The following is a 20,094-nucleotide window of genomic DNA, read 5'->3' on the forward strand; positions in this document are numbered from 1 at the left end:
CGACTCGGAGGTTCCCCGTGACGCCCATCCGCTCACACACGGCTCGTCCCACAAGGACGCCCCGAACCATCGCCCGTGCCGCCGCCGCGGCACTCGGCGCGACCGTCCTGACCGGCACGCTCCTGGTCCCGCTGACCGCGACCGGCGCGCCGGGCACCCCGGCGCCGCCCCAGGGGACGTCCCTCGCGGACGCCACGCGCGCGGCGGACACCGGCATCGTCCCGGACGGCCCCGAGCCGGTCGAGGTCGTACCGGTCACCGTCCCCGACCGGGACGCCCTCGACGACCTGGTCGCCACGGGCGCAGATCTCAACGAGGCGGTCGACGTCGTCCCGCTCGGGCTGCGCGTGGACGCCTACCTGACGCCGTCGGAGCAGGCGGCGATGAACGAGCTCGGCTTCCGCACGGGCGACCCGGTCCTCACCCAGGACGAGGCGGACGCGCTCGCCGAGGAGCAGAAGTCGTCCGCCGCGGCGGCCGCCGACGCGGAGTCCGAGGCCCTGGCGGACGGCGACGAGCTGCGCATCCAGCGCGCCGCGTGGCTCGACGACGCGCAGGGCGACTTCATCGAGGTCGAGGTCTGGTCCCAAGCCGGTTCAGCGTCCTCCGGCGTGGTCCTCGACGTGGCGATCGACGCCGGCGAGGGCACGGAGATCGGCGACGGCGGGACCTTCACGCTCTCCCGGTTCCAGGACGCAGGCCAGTACATGTACCACACCCTCGGCAGCCCGCGGCCGGTCGACGACGTCCCCGCCCGGATGCGCGTGACCAGCACCGTCGACGGCGAGGTCGTCGCGACCGAGGAGACCGCCTTCACCGAGTACCTCGACGGCGAGCTGCCCGAGGGCCCGGGCGCCCCGGGCGACTGGAGCGACATCGCCACCGGCTTCGTCGACCACTACGTGGACCCGACCGAGGCGTACGAGCGCATCGAATCCCTCGCGGCGGAGTTCCCGGACCTCGCCGAGATCGTGGAGCTGCCGGAGCCGACCGGCGGCTACCAGCGCAAGGCGATGCACCTGACCAGCGGTGTCCCGGCGAACGCCGCCGTCAACGTGACGTCCGACAACTGGGGCCACGAGGGCGGCAACGCCCTCACCGTCGAGTACGCCGACCCGGGTACCCCCGGCAGCCCGCTCGACGTCACGACCGACGGCACCGACATCACGGTCTCCCTGGCCACGGACGACGACGGCACACTGGTGAGCACCGCGGCCGACGTCGTCGACGCGATCAACGCCTCCGACGCGCCCGTCACGGCCCAGACCTACCGCGGCAACGCGGGCGCGGGAACCGTTCGGACGTCCGGCCCGGCCGGCCTGAGCGACTTCCTCAGCGCGCCGGACAGCGTGGAGCGCGGCCCGTCCACGATGAAGGTGCTGCGCATCGGCAAGCACCGGGACGGGTCCCGGACCGGCGTCTACCTGTACTCGCAGGAGCATGCCCGCGAGTGGGTCACGCCGATCACCGCGCTCGAGACGGCCGAGCGCCTGCTGCGCAACTACGAGTCCAGCACCGCGATCGCCGACATGGTCGACGACCTGGATATCTTCCTCCTGCCGGTCACGAACCCGGACGGTGCCCACTACTCGATGCACGACTTCACGTTCCAGCGCAAGAACCTGACCAACCACTGCCCGGCCGACGGCACGTCGGACGCGAACGCCCGGAACTCCTGGGGCGTGGACATCAACCGGAACTTCCGGGCGGGCAGCATCTCCGAGGGGTACACGGGCGCGTCGACCGTCTGCACGAGCGAGGTCTTCGCCGGGCCGGAGCCCCTGTCGGAGCCGGAGGCACGCAACGAGGTCTGGCTCGTCGAGAACCACCCGAACATCAAGTTCTCCATGAACACCCACACGCACGGCGGGTACTTCATGTGGGCGCCGGGCTCGTACAAGGCGGCGGGCCGCGAGACCAACGAGCGTCCCAGCATGGGCACCGAGGAGTTCTTCTACGACGCGTCGGACCTGATCCTCAACCGGATCGAGGAGCACCGCGGCACCGTGCTGTGGCCGAGCCGCGTCGGCCCGATCGCCGACGTCCTGTACTCGGCCGCCGGCAACAGCGCTGACGAGTTCTACTACAACTACGGCGTGTACTCCTGGTCCTTCGAGGCCGGCGCCCCGCGCTGGAACGGCAGCTCGTGGGAGTCGGTCGGGTTCACCCCGCCGTACGCGGAGGGCCACGAGGAGGCCATGGAGTTCTCCAACGGCTGGCTGGGCATCCTCGAGGTCGCGCGCCTGTACAGCGCGGACGACGTCGAGCCGACGGCCGAGCTCACCCCCGACGACGGTACGTACCCGGAGCCGGTGGATGTCACGTGGGAGATCAGCGAGGCCGCCGACGTCTACTACACGCTCGACGGCTCACGACCGACGTACGCCTCCGAGCGCCTGGAGCTCGAGGGGCCGCGGCAGGGGATCGAGTCCCTGACCATCACCGAGACCACCACGATCAGCTGGTTCGCGGTCGACGCCGCGGGCAACGTGTCGGACGGCTACGACCCCGAGGGCGACGGCGAGGAGTACTCGGAGGCGACGATCACCATCGGCGGAAGCTGATCCCGGAGGGTGTGCGACGGGTCCCGGCGGCCTACCCGGGACGGCCCGCAGCGGCACGGGGACAGCAAGGACCCCTCGCACACCCACCAGAGCTCACTTACCCTTGCTGCCTTCCGGCCCTGGGGGAGTTCGGCGAGGTGGTGCCGCACGAGGGGTCTGCCCACACCCTAACCGAGGCCGTCCCGGAATCCCGAATCGGGCGGCAGCTACCGCAGTCTCGCAGGCGACCGACTACGTCACACCTGCGCAACGCCGTTTCGATTCGGCTCCAGGCCGTTCGGTCCGGTATCCTCGTCAGGCCGTCGCAGGTACGTGTTCGCCTGAACTTGCCGGTGCACCCACGGGTGCGAGGAGGATTCGCCTAGTGGCCTATGGCGCACGCTTGGAAAGCGTGTTGGGTTCACGCCCTCGGGGGTTCGAATCCCCCATCCTCCGCTCTGGAAGCCCCGGGACCCTCGTGGTCCCGGGGTTTTTCGTTGCAACGGCGCGGTTTCCGGGCTGTCTGTTCAGTTGGCACCTGTACGCTGGGATGCGCTACAGACAGCATGAGACCAGTACGTGGATAGTCACAGCGGCAAGCACATCGGAGCAGGTCAGACGGCGTACTCGCCAAGACCCTGACCATCTTTCCCACCCCCACGTATGGAGTCCCGATGACCTCTGTCCCCGCTGCCGTCGCCGCCGTCGACTACGACCACTTCGTCACCGAGCCCGACGGTTCGAAACTCCCGCAGTCCTCCGCCGTCGCCTCCATCGAGCGGATGCTCACGGACCTCGACGTCGCCCCGGGACAGCGGGTCCTGGAAATCGGGACCGGCTCGGGCTACACCACCGCGCTCCTGTCACGCTTGGTCGGCGCTGCAGGATCGGTGCACTCCGTCGAGGTCTTCGCCGACCTCGTGCCCCGCGCACAGGAACGCCTTGCCAGAGCTGGCGTCACCAACGCGACCGTGACGTGCGGGGACGGCTACGCCGGACACGCCCCAGGCGCTCCGTACGACCGGGTCATCGCCTGGGCCACACCGCACCTCATCCCCGCTCCATGGACCGAGCAGATCGCCGACGACGCCGTCATCGTCGCCCCAGTCAAGATCGCACCACTGGCCACCGCCAACGCCATCAGCACCATCACCGTCACGGGAGGGACACTTGCCGTCACCACGATCCGGCCTGGCAGCTACATCGAGATGCACCCCGAACCCGTCACGAACTTCGGCCTCCCCATCCGATACGTCGACGCGTTCTACATCCCCGACAACGCCGAACCCTGGTGGATCAGCAGCGTGGACCTGCACGGCTCATCGGGCGACGCCCAGAAGCGCATCGACCAGCTCCGCCGCTCCACCACCACCGAGCCCACCATGCTGCACGCCGACGAGTCCCTCCAGGACCTTTCCGCGTGGCTCTACGCGACCCTGCCGGCAAACCTCGCCACCGCAGGGCTCTCGGACCGGTACAGGGCCATCGGCGCATCGACTCCCGACAGCGCCGCCTTCCTCACGCCGACGGAACTCGTCACCAGCACTACGGAGGGTGACGCCTCTGGGGTCCTGAAAGCATGGGTAGGTGAATGGCGTACCGCCGGACGTCCTGGCTGGAACGACGTGATGGGGACCATCGAAGCCAGCGACGATGGATGGACAGTCCGCATCATCACGGACTGAACGAGGCTCCGACCCGTGCTACCCAAGCCCAGGGACAGCCGGATCGACCTCCGCAGGCTGACCGCACTCGACCGCAAGCAAGGCCCTTCGTCATGTCCGGTGCGTTCGCCGCACGCCCCGGTCCGCGCCCCACACCTCAGCTCTCGCCCGCGGCCTCGGTGCTCTCTGCTTCCAGCGCTTCCATCTCCAGCGACAGGACCCGCTTCTTCGGGGTGATCTCGTCGGCCGGTACACAGTTGTCGACGTTCTCCAGCGGCAGCTCCGGCGCGGGCACGTCCTCCTCGTCGACTGGCCTGTCGTACTTCTCCCCGATGAGCAGGTCGACCTTCCGCCCCGCGCGATCGTCCAGAACCATGCGCATCGACGGGAACTGCGCCGCGAGCGTGTAGGCGGGCACGATCCCCTTCGTCCCGAAGCGCAGCTCCGAGTCCTCGAGGCGGTTGTCCTCGGGCATGGTGCCCAGCTCGAGGACGGTGAAACCCCGCCGGACGAGCTCCTCCTCGAAGGCCTTCGCCACGCCCTGGGCCTCCGAGGCGTTCAGCGAGTTCACCTCGATCTCGGCGGCAGGGAGCGGCAGCGCGCCGTCGGGCTGCCCCTCCACCTGCGGCAGGCACGGCGCGGGCACCTCTTCCTGCTGCGAGACGCCCACCACCGTGAAGTCCCGCTGGAACGGGCCGACGAGAGAGCCGGTGTACATGGCCAGCGCGAAGATGCCGCAGACCGCGAGGAAGGCGATGATCACGCCGAAGACCACGGCCTGGCGCTCATGCTGGTGGCGTCGCCGCGCGGCACGTGCCTCGTCAGGAGAAGTAGGGTCGGTCACGGAGAAAATCTATCCGATCGTGAGGACGCGCGCGTGCAGCACCGGGCGCTGCTGGAGCGCCGCGCGCACTGCACGATGCAGTCCGTCCTCGAGGTAGAGCGTGCCTTCGAACTCGACGACGTGCGCGAACAGGTCGCCGTAGAAAGTGGAGTCCTCCGCGAGGAGAGTTTCCAGGTCCAGCGTCCGCTTGGTGGTCACGAGCTCATCGAGCCGGACCTGCCGGGGAGGGACGTCGACCCAGTCCCGGGTGCGGGTGCGCCCATGGTCGGGGTAGGGCCGGCCGCCCCCGACGGCCTTGAAGATCATGGATAAAATCCTAAAGTTCGACAACGGTCTTTGCGGACGGAACAGCCTATCGAAACGGTCACATCACGCAAAGTCCGTGCGGTATCCACATGATCTGCCGGTACACCTCGCCGGGCGTTCATACCGGGAGGCCGGATGCCATGATGGCCGCCGACGACGGTCGCGGGTGCGCTCGCACCGGAGGCGCGACCCGCGACCGCCGTCGTGCCCGGTCTCAGGCGGAGGGGATGTCCCGCCGCCGGAAGCCGAGGAACGCGATCCCGAACAGGACGACGACCGCGACACCCAGGCCGATCATGTGCGAGGGCTCGGGCCCGTCGACGAACGCTGCCGGCAGCCAGTACATCGGGTCGGGGTAGTTCGCCGCGTCGGGCAGGTCCTCGAGAAGGTTCCCGAACATGCCGATCACGAAGCCGTACACGAGCAGCAGCCAGCCCAGTCCGGTCGCCTTCGGGAACCAGGCGTACAGGGCGGCGATGAACCCGAGATAGCAGAGCACCGCCGGGATGTACGGCCAGAACACCTCGGTGTAGTCGCCGAACGTGGGCGTCTCGGAGCCGACCACCACGCCTCCGGCCCACATCGCATAGACCGTGACGGCCGTCAGCACCACGGTCCCGATGCCCGCGACCAGGAGCTGTGCCCCGTACCAGGTGGACCGCGCCAGGGGCCGGGCGAGCACGACCTCGACACGCCCGGCGGACTCCTCAGTCTTGGCGCGGCCGCCCATGACGATCGCGTACGCGGCGACGCACAGCATGCCGTACAGGAGCATGATGCCCAGGAACGCCGCGGTGAAGCCCTCGGGGTCGTCCCCGAAGAGCGCCCCGACCATCGGGTTGCTCTCGACCATGTCGCTCATCAGGTCGCCGATGTCCGGGAGCATCGTCCCGGTCGCGAACCACATGAGCCCCAGGCCGAGCGCACTCCAGAAGAGCGCCCAGCGCTGCTGCCGCCACGCGAGGGCGACCGGCCCGGCGAGCGAGCTCGCGGCGTCCGCGTGCCCGGCGCGCTCCGCGAGCAGGCCCCCGCCGAAGTCCCGGCGCGACGCCAGGGACGAACCCAGCAGCAGGAGGAGCACGATCGCTGCCAGGGACAGCAGCGCCGGCCACCAGATCAGGTCGACGAACGGCTGCATCTGCTGCGCCCACGCGAACGGGGACGCCCAGGACAACGGGCTCCCGTGCGTCTCGATCATGTCCCCGGCGGCCCGGGCGAAGAACGCCGCGCCGAGCACGGCCATGCTGAGCCCGACAGCCCCACGACCGTGCACGGTGAGCTGCGCGAAGACGAAGGCGACCACGCCGAACACCATCGACGCCAGGGCCACGCCACCGGTCAGCGCGAAGGAGTCGGCGACGGTCACGTACTCCCCTCCCATCGCCACGAGGATCCCCGCCGAGAGCACCGCGATCAGCGCGTTCACGAGGGTCAGGGTGGTGATCGCCGCGACGGCCGGTGCGTGCCGGCCGACGACGTTCGCCCGCACCAGCTCGGACCGGCCCGACTCCTCCTCGGTCCGGGTGTGCCGCACCATGTGCATGATGCTCATGATGCCGAGCGCGATCACCCACCAGGTGATGCCCTCGTTGGCCACCGCGCGCTCGGGTGTGTAGTCCTCGACGCCGTAGCCGGGCCCTCCCATCGCGATCCCGCTGGGCGTCTCCATGAGCGCCGCCCGGCCCGCCATCGCGTCCGCGTCGAACGTTCCGAGCGCGGCCATGAAGTACACGTAGAACAGCACGATGCTGAACGACCACCAGAAGATCCGCACCCGGTCACGGCGCAGGATGAACCGGATCATCCGCCCGGCCCCGGTCAGCGAAGACCCGAACCCGGTGGTCCGGACGTCCGGCGGCGTCGCCGGCCCGGCGACCGGTGCCGTGGCCGGCGCGCTCATCGCACACCCGCGTTCTTCGCCGCGCGCTGGGCGGCCTTCCTCGCGGCACGCCCTTCCGGCGCCTCCTCGACGGCCGTCTCGGCCGCGGCCTCGTCGTCCGCGATGACGTCGCCGTAGTGCCGCATGAACAGCTCCTCCAGCGACGGCGGTGTGATGGTGATGCTGCGCACGTCGAGCGCCGAGACAGCCTTGAGCACGTCGGCGATGTCGGAGTTGTCGGCGTCGAACACCACCCGGGTGCCGTCGTCGGCCGGCGTCGTGGTCAGGTCGTTGACCGCGTCGAGCGCCGACAGGTGCGCCGGGTTCCCGCCCACCACCGCGGTCACGCTGGACCGCGTCAGGTGCCGGAGCTCGTCGAGCGTGCCGTGCTCGACGGCGGTGCCGTTGCGGATGATCGTGACGGTGTCGCACACCTTCTCGACCTCGCTGAGGATGTGGCTCGACAGCAGCACGGAACGCCCGGCGTCCTTGGCCTCGCGGATGTACTCGGTGAACACCGACTCCATCAGCGGGTCCAGGCCGGACGTCGGCTCGTCGAGGATGTACAGCTCGGCGTCGGACAGGAAGGCCGCGACCAGGGCGACCTTCTGCCGGTTTCCCTTGGAGTAGGTGCGGGCCCGCTTGCGCGGGTCGAGCTCGAAGCGCTCCAGGAGCTCGGCCTTGCGGGCGCGCAGCGCCTTCTTGTCCGCGGTGCCGCGCAGGCGGGTGAGGTAGTCGATGCACTCCCCGCCGGTCAGGTTGGGCCACAGGCTGACGTCGCCCGGGACGTAGGTGATGTGCTTGTGCAGCTCGACGGCGTCGCGCCAGACGTCGCGGCCGAACATGCGCGCGGTGCCGGCGTCGGAGCGCAGCAGGCCGAGCAGGACGCGGATCGTGGTGGACTTGCCGGCGCCGTTGGGGCCCAGGAAGCCGGCGACCTCGCCGGCCGGGACCACGAGGTCGAGGTCGTCGAGGGCCTTGACCGAGCCGAAGGACTTGTGGAGTCCCGCGATCTCGATCGCGGGCACGCCGGAGGAAGTGTTGGTCATCAGATGCTCGCTCTCTGGTTGTCGTTCCCAGTTCACGGAAGTGGAGGGGCCGCGGTGCGCGGCTCTTGCGGTACGACGTGCACCTGGAGGTGCTACGCCGTCGTCGCGCCGTGCGGCGGGTCGCCGACGTACAGGAGGTAGTCGTCGAGCATGCGGCGGGTGGTGAGGAAGCCCTCGGTGTAGAGCTCGAGCATGGGCAGGTAGGTCTGCTCCAGGAACCTGTTGAGGATCACCATGAGGTCCGCGGGGTCCGCCGGCGGGTCCAGGGTGACCTCGAGCAGCAGCGCCCCCAGTCCGGAGAGCGTCAGGTAGCGCGCCCGGGCAGCTTCGTCGCGGCTCGGCACGGCCAGGCCCGCGGCCACGGCGTGCTCGGTGTACGCCACGGCGTCCTCGATCATGTGGTCGATGAACTCCTGGGCGAGGGCGCTGCCGTCCTGCATGGAGCGCAGGACGTAGGCCAGGATCGGGGCGCTGCCCTCGGCGGCCGCGAACACCTGCAGGAAGGTGCCGCCCCCTGCCGCGTGGTCGATGTTCTCGTTCTTCAGTTCGCGGATCCGGGCGAGGACGTGCTCGTCGCACACCTCGCGCAGCGCGTCCTTCGAGCCGAAGTGATGCATCACCAGGCCCGGGCTGACTCCGGCGTCCTGGGCGATCACGCGGACCGACGCGCCGAAACCGCTGGTGGCGAACCGCAGCATCGCGGCGTCACGAATGCGCGCCCGCGCGGTCCGATCCACGGCGGGCGTCCCGTCCTGCCCGGGAGGGCGCACTTCTGCTGAACGCACGTTCAACATGCTACACACGCGTTCAGCCGCAAGGGAAGACTTTTCGGTCGAACGGTCCCGGCGGACCGTGTCGTGCGGACGGACCGCCGCGAGCCGCCGGAGCCTGCTATCCGCGCAACCGGCTGACCAGACGCATGCCGTGGTAGATCAGCAGGGCCGACGCCGCGCCGAGGGCGATGCCCTCGAAGCGGAGGTCGCCCGCCACCCACGTGTAGTTCGCGATGCCCACGACGAGCGGTACCGCCGCGGTGGTGAGGTTGACCGGGTCGGAGAAGTCCACGCGGTTCTGCACCCAGATCCGCGCACCGAGGATGCCGATCATGCCGTAGAGCAACGTGGTGACCCCGCCGAGGACGCCGTCCGGCACGGAGTTGACGGCCGCGCCGAACTTGGGCGACAGGCTCAGCACCAGCGCGCCGGCGGCCGCGACCCAGTAGGCCGCCGTCGAGTAGACGCGCGTGGCAGCCATGACGCCGATGTTCTCCGCGTACGTCGTCGTCCCCGAGCCGCCGCCCAGGCCTGCGAACGTCGTCGCGACGCCGTCGGCCAGCAGGGCACGGCCGGTGACGCCGTCGAGGTTCTTGCCGGTCATCGCCGCGACCGACTTCACGTGCCCCACGTTCTCCGCCACCAGGACGAGCACGACCGGGACGAACAGCCCGAGCACCGCAGGATCGAACGACGGTGCCGTGAAGGTCGGCAGACCGAACCAGGCGGCGTCCCCGACCGGCGCGAGGTCGACCTCGCCCCGCAGCGCGGCGAACGCGTAACCCGCGACGACCCCGAGCAGGATCGACAGGCGCCCGAGGATCCCCTTGAAGAGGACCGTGACCAGGATGATCGAGGCCAGCGTCACGACCGCTGTCAGCGGCGAGGCCTGGAAGCCGGAACATGCGCCGCCGTCGTCGCAGGACCCCCAGGCCGCGGGCGCCAGGTTCAGGCCGATGAGCGCCACGATCACGCCCGTCACCACCGGCGGCATGACGACGTCGATCCACCGCGCGCCCGCCAGGTGCACCACCAGGCCGACCGCGGCCAGCAGCAGCCCCGTCACGAGGATGCCGCCCACCGCCACCGACTGCCCGCCCGATGCCGTCGCCGCCGAGATCGGCGCGATGAACGCGAAGCTGGAGCCCAGGTAGCTCGGCAGCCGGTTGCCGGTGATGAGCAGGAAGCCCGCCGTGCCGACCGCCGAGAAGAACAGCGTGGTGGCCGGGTCGAACCCGGTCAGCACGGGCACCAGGAAGGTGGCGCCGAACATCGCGACCACGTGCTGCAGCCCGATCCCGACGGTGCGGGGCCAGCTCAGCCGTTCCCCGGGCGCCACGGTCTCCCCGGGCGCGATCCGGGCACCGTCGCCGTGCATCGTCCAGCCGATCTTCATGATCGTCCCATTTCTCGTCGCAGGTGCCGCCGGTCGGGGCGGTCCTTGAGGTCCGGGAGCGGAGCGTAGTGCACGACGACGGGCACGGGCCGGTGCTCAGTCGAGCTGCGGACGCACCTCGCGGGCGACGAGGTCGAGGTGATCCAGGTCGTGCAGGTCCAGGACCTGGAGATACACCCGGGAGACGCCCGCCTTCTCCAGGGCCCGCAGGCGCTCGACAGCCTCGTCGACCGTGCCTGCCACGCCTTGCTCGCGGACCTCGGCCGGCTCCCGGCCGATCGCGGCGGCGCGCCTCGCGAACTCGGCCTCGTCCTTGCCCACCGCGACCACGAGTGCGGCGGACTGGACCATCGAGTCCGCCTCGCGACCGGCGTCGGCCAGCGCCTGCTCGATGACCTTGACGCGCGGGCCGATCGTGTCGATCTCGGGGAACCCCTGGTTGAACTCGGACGCGAACCGGGCGGCCAGCGCCGGGGTGCGCCGCGGCCCGCCGCCGCCCACGATGACGGGGATCTTGCGCTGGGCCGGCTTGGGAAGCGCGGGCGAGTCGGTGAGCGTGTAGTGCTCACCGTCGAACGAGAACGTCTCGCCGACCGGCGTCTCCCACAGCCCGGTCACGACCGCGAGCTGCTCCTCGAGGATCCCGAAGCGCTTGTCGGGGAACGGGATGCCGTAGGCGGCGTGCTCGGCGGCGAACCAGCCGGTCCCGAGGCCGAGCTCGACCCGCCCGCCGGACATCTGGTCCACCTGGGCGACCTGGATCGCGAGCACGCCGGGGTGGCGGAACGTCGCCGACGAGACGAGCGTGCCCAGCCGGACCGTCTCGGTGTCGCGCGCGAGACCGGCCAGGGTCGTCCAGGCGTCGGTGGGGCCGGGCAGCCCGTCGCCGTCGCCCATCGAGAGGTAGTGGTCGGAGCGGAAGAACGCGCTGAAGCCCAGCTCCTCGGTCGCCTGGGCGACGGCGAGCTGGTCGTCGTAGGACGCGCCCTGCTGCGGTTCGGTGAAGATGCGAAGGTCGAGACTCATGCCACCCACAATGTCAGTGCGGCCCAAAACGTTCCGGCAGAGTTCCCGGGACTCCTGCTCAGCTGAAGTTCAGCGACCCCGTCCGGGTCCGCTTCATCTCGAAGAAGTCGGGGTACGAGGCGAGCGCCACCGCGCCGTCGAACAGGCGGACCGCCTCCTCGCCGCGCGGGATGGACTGCAGCACCGGCCCGAAGAACGCCACGCCGTCCACGTGGATGGTCGGGGTGCCGACGTCGTCGCCCACCGGGGTCATGCCGGCCTCGTGCGAGGTGGCGAGCGCCTCGTCGTACGCGTCCGACTCCGCGGCGGCCGCGAGCTCCGCGGGCAGCCCGGCCTCCGCGAGCGCCTCGAGGATCACGGCGGCGAAGTCGTTGTCGTTCCCGTTGTGGATACGCGTGCCGGCGGCGTTGTAGAAGGCCGTGAAGGCTTCGGGGCCGTGGTCGGTCTGCACGGCGCAGGCGACACGGCCGATGCCGCGCGAGCGGTCCATCCGCTCCCGGTAGTCGGCGGGGATGTCGCGGTCCTTGTTGAGCAGGTAGAGGCTCATGAGCTTGAAGGTGAGCTCGACGTCCCGGTGCTGCGCGACCTCGAGCACCCAGCGCGAGGTGATCCAGGCGAACGGGCACACCGGGTCCACGTAGACGTCGACGACGGGGGCTGGGGTGGTGGTCTTCTCGGTCATGCACCGACCCTATGCCGCCTGTCCGACATTCATCGACGCCCGGGCGGCAGTGGTCCCACCCGCTACGGTGAGCGGCATGCGCTGGTCCAGCCTGTTCACGGTCGTCGGCGGAGCGGTGGTGGCCACCGCCGGGCTGATCGGCCTCGCCACGGGGCACCCGTGGTCCGCCCTCCCGCTCGCACTGGGGATCGGGATCGCGGTCCGCGAGGTGCGCTATCTCCAGCGGCTCCGCTCGGGCCGGATCCGGGAACGGTAGCCTGCCCTGCATGACAGCGGTCCGCCCCCATACGCACGCCCAGGCGGTCGACGCCGCCGTCGGCCTCTTCACGCGGCAGGGTTACGAGAAGACCACGGTCGAGGAGATCGCGGACGCCGCCAGGGTGAGCCGTGCGACGTTCTTCCGGCGGTTCCGGTCGAAGGAGGACGTCGTCTTCGCCGACCACGAGCTGCTGCTCGAGGAGGTCGTGGTGATGCTGGCCGCCACCCGCCCGGAGGCGCGGGCGAGCGAGGAGGCCGGGGGCGACGTCGGGCACGGCTGGGACCCGGAGATGGGCCCGTACCTCGAGGTGTGCCGGGCGGCGCGCATGGTCTTCGACCACCATGTGGGCCAGCGGGAGACGTCGCTGGCCCGGTACGCCCTGCTGCAGGAGGTGGCGGCGCTGCGGGACCGTGAGCTGGTCACCACGCATCGCTACGAGCGGGCGTTCACGCAGTACCTGCGCGACACCCTGCCGCCCGACAGGTCGAACACGACCGCGTCGATCGCCTTCGCCGCCTCGGTGGTGTCGGTGCACAACGCGATCCTGCGGCGCTGGCTGCGTCATCCGTCCCTCGACCTGCGGCCGGATCTGGAGGAGGCGTTCGCGGAGCTGCGGCGGGCCGTCGCGCACGGCAGGGCCGCGACGACGCCGGAGCCGGGCGCGAAGCCGCGCCGCCGCGTCGTGGTCACGGTGCTCGACGGCGAGACGGCGCCCGACGACGTCGCCCGCGCCGTCCGGGACGCGCTGGGGTGACCTCGGAGCCGGAGGCCGTGCGTGGGATCCTTCTGGCATGGACGTGATCCGCTGGCTGTTCGACGCCACCTTCAGCATCGCTGATCAGCAGATCCTCTGGCGTGAGGTGATCGGCAACGTCTTCGGCCTGACGTCGGCGCTCGGCGGGATGCGGCGCAAGGTGTGGGCGTGGCCGGTGGGCATCGTCGGGAACCTGTTGCTGTTCACGGTCTTCCTGGGGTCGTGGTTCGGCGGGACGGGGCGGGCCGACATGCTGGGGCAGGCGGGCCGTCAGGTCATGTTCGTCGCCGTGTCCGTCTACGGCTGGTACCGCTGGCGGGAGACCCGCCGTCGTGCCGCGGACGTACGTGCGGACGGCAAGGTCCCGGCCGACGACGGCGCCGCGGTGCACCCACGGTGGGCGTCGTGGCCGGCACGCCTCGGCCTGGTCGCCGCGCTCGTGGTCGGGACGCTGCTGCTGACTCCCCTGTTCCGCGCGCTCGGCTCCTACGAGCCGGTCTGGGCCGACGCCTGGATCTTCATGGGCTCGCTCCTGGCCACGTACGGCATGGCGAAGGGGTGGGTCGAGTTCTGGCTGATCTGGGTCGCGGTCGACATCGTCGGTGTTCCGCTGCTGCTCGGCGCGGGGTACTGGGCCACGGCCGCGATGTACGTGTTCTACGGCGGCTTCACGCTCGTCGGCTTCTTCGTCTGGTGGCGCGTGAACCGCCGGGAGAGCCTGGCGGCCGCCTGACCGGTACGGCGGCACCTACATTGAGACCCCGTATCACTTGACGTGATATTCGGTACCGGCGCACGATGGTCGGCATGACTCAGACTCCCGGGGTGACGGCGCCCGAGTACGACCTCTCCCAGCCGCTCGACATCGACTTCGCCGGAGCGTTCGCCGACGCCACCGACGAGGAACGAGCCCACCAGCACAAGGTCCGGACGTTCGTGCAGGACGAGGTCCTGCCCGTCATCGCCGACTACTGGGAGCGCTACGAGGTCCCGATGGACCTGGTCAAGCGCCTGGCCGAGCTCGACCTCCTGCGCGACGGCGTGGACGTCCCCGGCCTGCCGCACGTCACCCCGTACGCCGAGGGCCTGGCCGCGATGGAGATGTCGCGCGGCGACGGCTCCGTGGCCACCATCTGCGGCGTGCAGGGCGGGCTGGCGCTGCAGTCCATCACCATGCTCGGCTCGGACGAACAGATCGAGAAGTACGCCGGCCCGATGGCGCGCGGCGAGATCCTCGGCGCGTTCGGCCTCACCGAGCCGACGCACGGCTCCGACTCGGTCGCCCTGGAGACCACGGCGGTCGCCACCACGCGCGACGGCGTCGAGGGCTACGTCATCAACGGCGAGAAGAAGTGGATCGGACTCGGCTCGATCGGCGACATCACGGTCGTCTGGGCCAGGTCCGTCGGGGACGGCGGCGACAACGCGGTCCACGGCTACATCGTGCCGCAGGACTCCCCCGGCTACGAGGGCACCACGATCCGGGGCAAGGTCTCCCTGCGCGCCATCCACCAGGCGCACATCGTCCTGGACGACGTGTTCGTGCCGGCGGAGAACCTGCTGCCGGGGTCGCGGTCCTTCAAGGACACCGGCCGCGTGCTGTTCGCGACGCGCCTGGGGGTCGCCTGGTCCGCCGTCGGGCACGCCATCGCCTGCTACGAGTCGGCGGTGGCCTACTCGAAGCAGCGCGTGCAGTTCGGCCGCCCGCTCGCCGCGAGCCAGATGATCCAGGAACGCCTCACACAGATGCTCTCCACGCTGACCCAGATCCAGCTGCTGGTGAAGCAGATGACGCGGCTCGCCGAGTCCGGCGAGCTGACCGGCCCGCAGGCGTCGATCGCCAAGTACTCCTGCACGCGGGGCGCGCGCCAGATCGCGCAGATCGCCCGCGACATGCTGGGCGGCAACGGCATCCTGCTGGAGAACCGCGTGGCGCGGCACTTCGCCGACATCGAGGCCCTGCACACCTACGAGGGCACCGAGAGCATGCAGGCGCTCATCATCGGCCGCGACATCACGGGGGTCAGCGCGTTCGCCTGAGCCCTGCTCGCCCGGACAGCACGCGGGACGACGGCGGCGGCGCGGGCAGCAGGGGCTGAACGGGTCCGGCGAAGAGTGCAAGGATGTGGGCCGTGCTCACCGACGCCCGCCCCGCCCGCGTCCTGACCCGCGTCCTGCTCTCGCCGTGGGCCGTCGCCGTGGCCTTCGCCGCCGCCCACGCCTGGCTGATCCTCGAGGCGTGGCAGTGGGAGCCGCAGATCTTCGGCGACGTCACGCTCTACGAGTGGTGGGCGCGCAACGGCACCGGTGAGGGCTACTGGCCCGTCTTCGACTTCGCGTGGGTGTACCCGGTCGGGGCGCTCCTCGCGATCACGCCGCCGGCCTGGTTCTCCGAGACCACCGCCGGCTACGAGTGGGTCTGGCTCTGCCTCGTGACCGCGCTCGACGCCGTCGCCACCGTCTTCCTGGCGCGCGCCCGCCCGCGGGGTCGCCTCGCGGCCTGGTTCTGGCTCGCCTTCCTCGTGGCGCTCGGCCCCATCTTCCTGGGCCGCCTCGACGGCGTCATCGCCCCGATCATGCTGGTCGCGCTGGTGATCGCGGCCAAGCACCCCGCGACGGCGATGACGCTGGCGACGGTCGGCGCATGGATCAAGATCGCACCCGGCGCCGTGGCCGTGGCGATCGCCGCGACGTCAAGCAGCCTGTACGGCTTCGCGCGGAACGTCGTGCTGCCGGGCGCGATCGTGACCGCCGTCGTCGTCGGATCGGCGCTCGCACTGGGCAGCGGCGGGCGCGTGCTCGACGTGTTCGGCGAGCAGAGCGACCGCAACCTGCAGGTCGAGGCGGTCGGCGCCACACCCTTCCTGCTGATCGGGATGGACAACCCGAAGTACGACCCGGCCTGGAACGACGAGATCTTCACCTACGAGGTGCTCGGCACCGCGCCGGCCGAGCTCGCCGAGGCGCTCGACGTCGCGCTGCCCCTCGCCGTCCTGCTCATCGCCCTGCTGGCGGCGTTCGTGGTCCGACGGCGTCCCGAGCGTGCCCAGGACGTCCTCCTCCTGACGGCCGCCGCCGCGCTGCTCGCCCTCATCGTCTTCAACAAGGTGGGCTCGCCCCAGTTCATCGCCTGGCTCGGCCCGCCCGTCGCCGCCGCGATCGCGCTCTACGGCCGCGACGGTGCCGAGGCCCGGCGCACCTGGCTGCCACCGGCGGTCGGCCTGCTCGTCGTCGCGTACCTCACCAAGGAGATCTTCCCGGTCCGTTACGACGAATTTCTCGGTGGTTTCCCGGGAATGACCCTGACGGGAGCGGTACGCAACGCCCTACTCGTGGCACTCTTGCTGGGAGCACTCGCGCGGTTGATCCAGATCGCGGTCACGGAGAGGCGCCGGAAGGAGGACCCGGCGGAGACTTCCGTGGCCGTCCCGGTATCGGAGAAGGAGCAAGATGACACGTGACGTTTGCCGGCACTCCGCTCGTAGGCCCCTGACGCGTCACCACACGATGGTCGAGTGGCTACCGTGCGCGTAGCCATCGTCACCGAGTCCTTCCTCCCGCAGGTCAACGGAGTGACCAACTCCGTCCTGCGGGTACTCGAACATCTCGAGCAGCGTGGCGACGAGGCCATGGTGCTCGCTCCCGACGCCGACAGCGGCGCCGTACCCCCTTTCGTCAGCGGAGCGCCGGTCGTCGAGCTCGGGTCCATCGGGTTCCCCGGCTACCCGGACGTCCGCCTCGTGGTAGGCAAGAAGTGGCGCACGGAGCGCACGCTCGCGGCGTTCGCGCCCGACGTCGTCCACCTGGCCTCCCCGTTCATCCTCGGCTGGCGCGGCATGCTGGCCGCCGAGCGGATGGGGCTGCCGACCGTCGCCGTCTACCAGACCGAGGTCCCCGGCTACGCCTCGCGGTACGGGCTGGGCCACTTCGAGCCCCTGCTGTGGAAGCGAGTCAAGGACCTGCACGAGAAGGCCACGCTCAACCTCGTCCCGTCGACGGCGACCATGCACCAGCTCGCCTCCCGCGGCATCCCGAACATGCGCCTGTGGGGACGGGGGGTGGACACGACGTCGTTCCACCCGCGGTTCCGCGACGAGAACTGGCGACGCGCGGTCGGGAACGGCCGGGAGGTGCTGGTCGGGTACGTCGGGCGACTCGCCGCGGAGAAGCAGGTCGAGGCGCTGAGCGTGCTACGGGACCTGCCGAACGTGCGGCTCGTCGTCGTCGGCGACGGGCCCGAGCGGGACGCCTTGCACCACCTCCTGCCGACCGCCCACTTCACCGGGCTGCTGCGCGGCACGGAGCTCTCCCGGGCCATGGCGAGCCTGGACGTCTTCGTGCACCCCGGTGAGCTGGAGACGTTCGGCCAGACCCTCCAGGAGGCCCACGCCAGCGGCGTACCCGTGGTGGCGCCGGCCGCCGGCGGGCCGCTGGACATCGTGCGGCACTCGTACGACGGATGGTTGTACCCTCCAGGTGACCACAAGGCGCTGCGCCGACATGTGGCCGACCTCGTGGGCGACGAACGCAAGCGGATCGCCTTCGGCGCGGCGGCCCGCGAGCGAGCAGAAGGCCGCACCTGGCACGACATCTGCGAAGAGCTCGTGCACCACTACGAAGACGCGATCCGGGTCCACGAGAGGGCCGGGTCGGCGGAGGTATGACGTGCGCATCGTCCACATCGCGAATTTCTACGGTCCGCGGTCGGGCGGGATCCGCACCGCGATGCACGCGATGGCCGGCCAGTACCGCGACCACGGGCACGAGCCGGTGCTCGTGGTACCGGGCGAGCACGACTCCGTGACGCGCGTGGACGGGGTGCGCCTCGTCACGGTCGCCGCGCCGCGCGCGCCGTTCTCCGGCGGCTACCGCGTCGTGGTCCGCCCGGCCAAGGTCAGACGGCTCCTCGAGACGCTCGAACCGGACCGCCTGGAGGTCTCCGACCGGACCACGCTGACCGGGATCGGCGACTGGGCGTCGAACGAGGGCGTGCCGTCGCTCGCGATGCTGCACGAGCGGGTCGACGGCGTGCTGCGCTCGTGGGTTCCCGGACACGGCCCGGACGGCCGTATCGCCGCCCTCGGCGCCGCCTCCGCGCCACGCTTCGCCGACCGCTACAACCTGGCGACGCTGACCAGGTTCGACCGCCTCGTGGCCACCACGGAGTTCGCCGCCGGCGAGGTGGAACGCCTGCGCCGGCGGAGACGGAACGTGGCGCTGCCGCCGCTCGTCCGGGTGCCGCTCGGTGTCGACCTCGAGATGTTCCGGCCCGGCCGGTACGACGACGCCTTCCGGGAGCAGTACGCGCCGCCCGGCACCACGCTGATCGTGACCGCCAGCCGGATCTCCCAGGAGAAGCGCGTCGACCTCGCGGTCGACGCGGCCGCCCAGGTGATGCGCGACGGCCGTCCGGTGCGGCTCGTCGTCGCCGGCGCCGGGCCGCTGCTGCCGAAGGTGCGCGACCGGGCCCTCGCCGCCGGGCTGCCGCACCGGTTCCTGTCGTTCGTGCCGGACCGGGATCGTCTCGCAACCCTGCTGAGCTGCGCCGACGTCGTCGTCGCCCCCGGGCCGATCGAGACGTTCGGACTGGCTGCGCTGGAGGCACTGGCCTCCGGGACACCGGTGGTGTGCTCCGCGACGAGTGCACTGCCCGAGATCGTCGGCCCGGCAGGAGCGGCGGCGCCGCCCGACCCCGCCCCGCTCGCCCTCGCGATCCACGACGTGCTGGACCGCGACCCGGCCGCCCGCCGCGCGGCGGCCAGGGAGCGCGCGGAGCTGTTCCCGTGGACGGCGACGGGCGAAGCGATGCTGGCGCTGCACGACAGGCCGGCGTTCGAGGACGCGAGCGCGCTGCCCGGGAAGGCCGCCGATGGCGTGGTGATGGCCGGAACCCGGCCATGATCCCGGGGCCGACGACGGCTGTCGCTCTGGGTGACTCGATCACCGCGGGCGTGGGCGACGTCGTCGGGCCCGACGCACGGTACGGCCCGGGCTGGGCCGCGCACCTCGCGGAGGTGCTGCAGGTCGAGTCGTTCCGGAACCTCGCCCACAACGGGTCCCGCGCCCGCGACATCGCGGGCGGCCAGCTCACCGAGGCGCTCCGGCTGCGGCCGGCACTCGCCACCGTGCTGGTGGGCGGGAACGACGTGCTGCGCAGCGACTTCTCGGCGCCCGAGATCGAGCTTGCCCTGGCACGGACGGTCGACACCCTGACCGGTGCCGGGACCGCCGTCGTCCTCGTGCGGCTGCCGGTGATCGGCCTGTTCGAGCTGGCGCCGCGCCTGGTGCGCCGGGTGATGCGGCGTCGGGTCGCCCTGGTCAACGCCGCCGTCGATGCCGCCGCCGCAAGGGCCCGGAAGGCCACGGACCACGTCCTGGTGGTGGACGGGGCACGGGCCATCGCCCACGCCGGCGCAGCGGCCTGGCACATCGACCGGGTGCACCCGTCGCCCACCGGGCACCGGCGACTCGCGCTGGGTGTGGCGAGGGCGTGGCTCGACGCCGTGGACCTGGCGGGCCCGACGTGCACGGTTCCGGCCACCGGCGCCGTGCACGAGGTGCCGACGACCGCGGCGCTGCCGTCCGACGCCGACCTGGCGGCCCGCCTGCCCGATGCTCCGGATCCGCCCTCCCGGCGGCAGCGGGCCAGATGGCTGGTGACCCAGGGCATCCCGTGGACCTGGCGCCGCGGCGGGGACTTCCTGCCGGGCCTGATCCGCGCGGTCGCGGCCGATCTCCGTTCCGAGCGGGCCCTCTCCGCCGGGTCCGCGATCGCCGGGATCACGGGCTCGGGACCGGACCCGCGCAAGCGCCTGAGGCGCCGGAACTGACCTGTTACCGGACGATCAGCTGGTTGATTTCGGGTATTTATAGGAACCATGTTTTCGCGCCGGTTCCAGCATTTTATTCCGTGGGTGAA

Annotated in this window: 18 protein-coding genes, 1 tRNA gene and 1 other RNA gene; 11 read left to right on the top strand and 9 right to left on the bottom strand. The window is 71.0% G+C overall.

The annotated features are described in order from the left end of the window. Positions 1-17: 17 nt before the first annotated feature. Complete coding sequence (locus ACYU96_RS16275) at positions 18-2,564, top strand: M14 family zinc carboxypeptidase (RefSeq protein WP_460755719.1); 2,547 nt, start codon at positions 18-20, stop codon at positions 2,562-2,564. A 63-nt stretch (positions 2,565-2,627) separates the two neighbouring features. On the opposite strand, the gene ffs is transcribed toward ACYU96_RS16275, so the two are convergent. Then, an RNA gene (gene ffs, locus ACYU96_RS16280) (signal recognition particle sRNA small type) lies at positions 2,628-2,724 on the bottom strand. 190 nt (positions 2,725-2,914) lie between these two features. On the opposite strand from ffs, the gene ACYU96_RS16285 reads away from it, so the two are divergent. Next, a tRNA-Ser gene (locus ACYU96_RS16285) sits at positions 2,915-2,999 on the top strand. A 218-nt stretch (positions 3,000-3,217) separates the two neighbouring features. Continuing rightward, positions 3,218-4,228, top strand: coding sequence for a protein-L-isoaspartate O-methyltransferase family protein (locus ACYU96_RS16290; protein WP_460755721.1), 1,011 nt, complete (start codon positions 3,218-3,220; stop codon positions 4,226-4,228). A gap of 136 nt (positions 4,229-4,364) precedes the next feature. Here the strand turns inward: ACYU96_RS16290 and ACYU96_RS16295 are convergent, their stop codons facing one another. The 8 genes from ACYU96_RS16295 to ACYU96_RS16330 all read right to left on the bottom strand — a co-directional run bounded on the left by ACYU96_RS16295 (position 4,365) and on the right by ACYU96_RS16330 (position 12,162). Beyond that, positions 4,365-5,051 carry a LytR C-terminal domain-containing protein gene (locus ACYU96_RS16295; RefSeq protein WP_460755723.1) on the bottom strand — a complete coding sequence of 229 codons (687 nt, stop codon included), beginning with the start codon at positions 5,049-5,051 and terminating at the stop codon, positions 4,365-4,367. 9 nt (positions 5,052-5,060) lie between these two features. Then, positions 5,061-5,357, bottom strand: coding sequence for a type II toxin-antitoxin system VapB family antitoxin (locus ACYU96_RS16300; RefSeq protein ID WP_344101268.1), 297 nt, complete (start codon positions 5,355-5,357; stop codon positions 5,061-5,063). Between the two features lie 214 nt (positions 5,358-5,571). Further along, entirely contained in the window at positions 5,572-7,257 is a 1,686-nt protein-coding gene (locus tag ACYU96_RS16305; protein WP_460755726.1) for an ABC transporter permease, read from the bottom strand. After that, on the bottom strand, positions 7,254-8,285 hold the full coding sequence (locus ACYU96_RS16310; RefSeq protein WP_460755729.1) for an ABC transporter ATP-binding protein: 1,032 nt from the start codon (positions 8,283-8,285) through the stop codon (positions 7,254-7,256). The genes ACYU96_RS16305 and ACYU96_RS16310 overlap by 4 nt, the downstream gene beginning before the upstream one ends. Before the next feature lie 92 nt (positions 8,286-8,377). After that, positions 8,378-9,079, bottom strand: a complete 702-nt coding sequence (locus ACYU96_RS16315; RefSeq protein ID WP_460755732.1) for a TetR family transcriptional regulator — start codon at positions 9,077-9,079, stop codon at positions 8,378-8,380. A 97-nt stretch (positions 9,080-9,176) separates the two neighbouring features. Continuing rightward, the gene (locus tag ACYU96_RS16320) at positions 9,177-10,454 is read right to left on the bottom strand and encodes a uracil-xanthine permease family protein (RefSeq protein WP_460755734.1); all 1,278 of its coding nucleotides are present in this window, start codon (positions 10,452-10,454) and stop codon (positions 9,177-9,179) included. Between the two features lie 96 nt (positions 10,455-10,550). Continuing rightward, positions 10,551-11,480: an LLM class F420-dependent oxidoreductase gene (locus ACYU96_RS16325; RefSeq protein ID WP_460755737.1), complete on the bottom strand. Its 930-nt coding sequence runs from the start codon at positions 11,478-11,480 to the stop codon at positions 10,551-10,553. A gap of 58 nt (positions 11,481-11,538) precedes the next feature. Beyond that, a complete protein-coding gene (locus ACYU96_RS16330) occupies positions 11,539-12,162 on the bottom strand; it encodes a mycothiol-dependent nitroreductase Rv2466c family protein (protein ID WP_460755740.1) in 624 nt (207 codons plus the stop codon). Positions 12,163-12,238: 76 nt separating this feature from the next. On the opposite strand from ACYU96_RS16330, the gene ACYU96_RS16335 reads away from it, so the two are divergent. The 8 genes from ACYU96_RS16335 (at position 12,239) to ACYU96_RS16370 (ending at position 20,005) form a co-directional block, all read left to right on the top strand. Then, positions 12,239-12,418 (top strand): hypothetical protein, encoded by a 180-nt coding sequence (locus ACYU96_RS16335; RefSeq protein WP_460755742.1) that lies wholly within the window; start codon positions 12,239-12,241, stop codon positions 12,416-12,418. Between the two features lie 10 nt (positions 12,419-12,428). Continuing rightward, positions 12,429-13,175, top strand: coding sequence for a TetR/AcrR family transcriptional regulator (locus ACYU96_RS16340; RefSeq protein WP_460755745.1), 747 nt, complete (start codon positions 12,429-12,431; stop codon positions 13,173-13,175). Positions 13,176-13,212: 37 nt separating this feature from the next. After that, the gene (gene pnuC, locus ACYU96_RS16345) at positions 13,213-13,908 is read left to right on the top strand and encodes a nicotinamide riboside transporter PnuC (protein ID WP_460755747.1); all 696 of its coding nucleotides are present in this window, start codon (positions 13,213-13,215) and stop codon (positions 13,906-13,908) included. 74 nt (positions 13,909-13,982) lie between these two features. Further along, a complete protein-coding gene (locus tag ACYU96_RS16350; RefSeq protein ID WP_460755750.1) occupies positions 13,983-15,215 on the top strand; it encodes an acyl-CoA dehydrogenase family protein in 1,233 nt (410 codons plus the stop codon). Positions 15,216-15,298: 83 nt separating this feature from the next. Continuing rightward, positions 15,299-16,636 carry a glycosyltransferase family 87 protein gene (locus ACYU96_RS16355; RefSeq protein WP_460755753.1) on the top strand — a complete coding sequence of 446 codons (1,338 nt, stop codon included), beginning with the start codon at positions 15,299-15,301 and terminating at the stop codon, positions 16,634-16,636. A 63-nt stretch (positions 16,637-16,699) separates the two neighbouring features. Then, positions 16,700-17,839, top strand: a complete 1,140-nt coding sequence (locus ACYU96_RS16360; RefSeq protein ID WP_460755902.1) for a glycosyltransferase family 4 protein — start codon at positions 16,700-16,702, stop codon at positions 17,837-17,839. 1 nt (position 17,840) lies between these two features. After that, positions 17,841-19,076 (top strand): glycosyltransferase, encoded by a 1,236-nt coding sequence (locus ACYU96_RS16365; protein ID WP_460755756.1) that lies wholly within the window; start codon positions 17,841-17,843, stop codon positions 19,074-19,076. Beyond that, a complete protein-coding gene (locus ACYU96_RS16370) occupies positions 19,073-20,005 on the top strand; it encodes a GDSL-type esterase/lipase family protein (protein WP_460755758.1) in 933 nt (310 codons plus the stop codon). The genes ACYU96_RS16365 and ACYU96_RS16370 overlap by 4 nt, the downstream gene beginning before the upstream one ends. The last annotated feature ends 89 nt before the right edge of the window (positions 20,006-20,094 follow it).

The organism is Myceligenerans cantabricum, from assembly GCF_054777735.1.

What these genes read in the sequence shown, in the direction of transcription:
- ACYU96_RS16290 (WP_460755721.1), top strand. Translation starts at nt 3,218, where the DNA reads ATGACCTCTGTCCCCGCTGCCGTCGCCGCCGTCGACTACGACCACTTC.
- ACYU96_RS16325 (WP_460755737.1), bottom strand. Translation starts at nt 11,480, where the DNA reads ATGAGTCTCGACCTTCGCATCTTCACCGAACCGCAGCAGGGCGCGTCC.
- ACYU96_RS16340 (WP_460755745.1), top strand. Translation starts at nt 12,429, where the DNA reads ATGACAGCGGTCCGCCCCCATACGCACGCCCAGGCGGTCGACGCCGCC.
- ACYU96_RS16370 (WP_460755758.1), top strand. Translation starts at nt 19,073, where the DNA reads ATGATCCCGGGGCCGACGACGGCTGTCGCTCTGGGTGACTCGATCACC.
- ACYU96_RS16335 (WP_460755742.1), top strand. Translation starts at nt 12,239, where the DNA reads ATGCGCTGGTCCAGCCTGTTCACGGTCGTCGGCGGAGCGGTGGTGGCC.
- ACYU96_RS16320 (WP_460755734.1), bottom strand. Translation starts at nt 10,454, where the DNA reads ATGAAGATCGGCTGGACGATGCACGGCGACGGTGCCCGGATCGCGCCC.
- ACYU96_RS16350 (WP_460755750.1), top strand. Translation starts at nt 13,983, where the DNA reads ATGACTCAGACTCCCGGGGTGACGGCGCCCGAGTACGACCTCTCCCAG.
- ACYU96_RS16355 (WP_460755753.1), top strand. Translation starts at nt 15,299, where the DNA reads ATGTGGGCCGTGCTCACCGACGCCCGCCCCGCCCGCGTCCTGACCCGC.
- ACYU96_RS16315 (WP_460755732.1), bottom strand. Translation starts at nt 9,079, where the DNA reads ATGTTGAACGTGCGTTCAGCAGAAGTGCGCCCTCCCGGGCAGGACGGG.
- ACYU96_RS16310 (WP_460755729.1), bottom strand. Translation starts at nt 8,285, where the DNA reads ATGACCAACACTTCCTCCGGCGTGCCCGCGATCGAGATCGCGGGACTC.
- pnuC (WP_460755747.1), top strand. Translation starts at nt 13,213, where the DNA reads ATGGACGTGATCCGCTGGCTGTTCGACGCCACCTTCAGCATCGCTGAT.
- ACYU96_RS16300 (WP_344101268.1), bottom strand. Translation starts at nt 5,357, where the DNA reads ATGATCTTCAAGGCCGTCGGGGGCGGCCGGCCCTACCCCGACCATGGG.
- ACYU96_RS16305 (WP_460755726.1), bottom strand. Translation starts at nt 7,257, where the DNA reads ATGAGCGCGCCGGCCACGGCACCGGTCGCCGGGCCGGCGACGCCGCCG.
- ACYU96_RS16330 (WP_460755740.1), bottom strand. Translation starts at nt 12,162, where the DNA reads ATGACCGAGAAGACCACCACCCCAGCCCCCGTCGTCGACGTCTACGTG.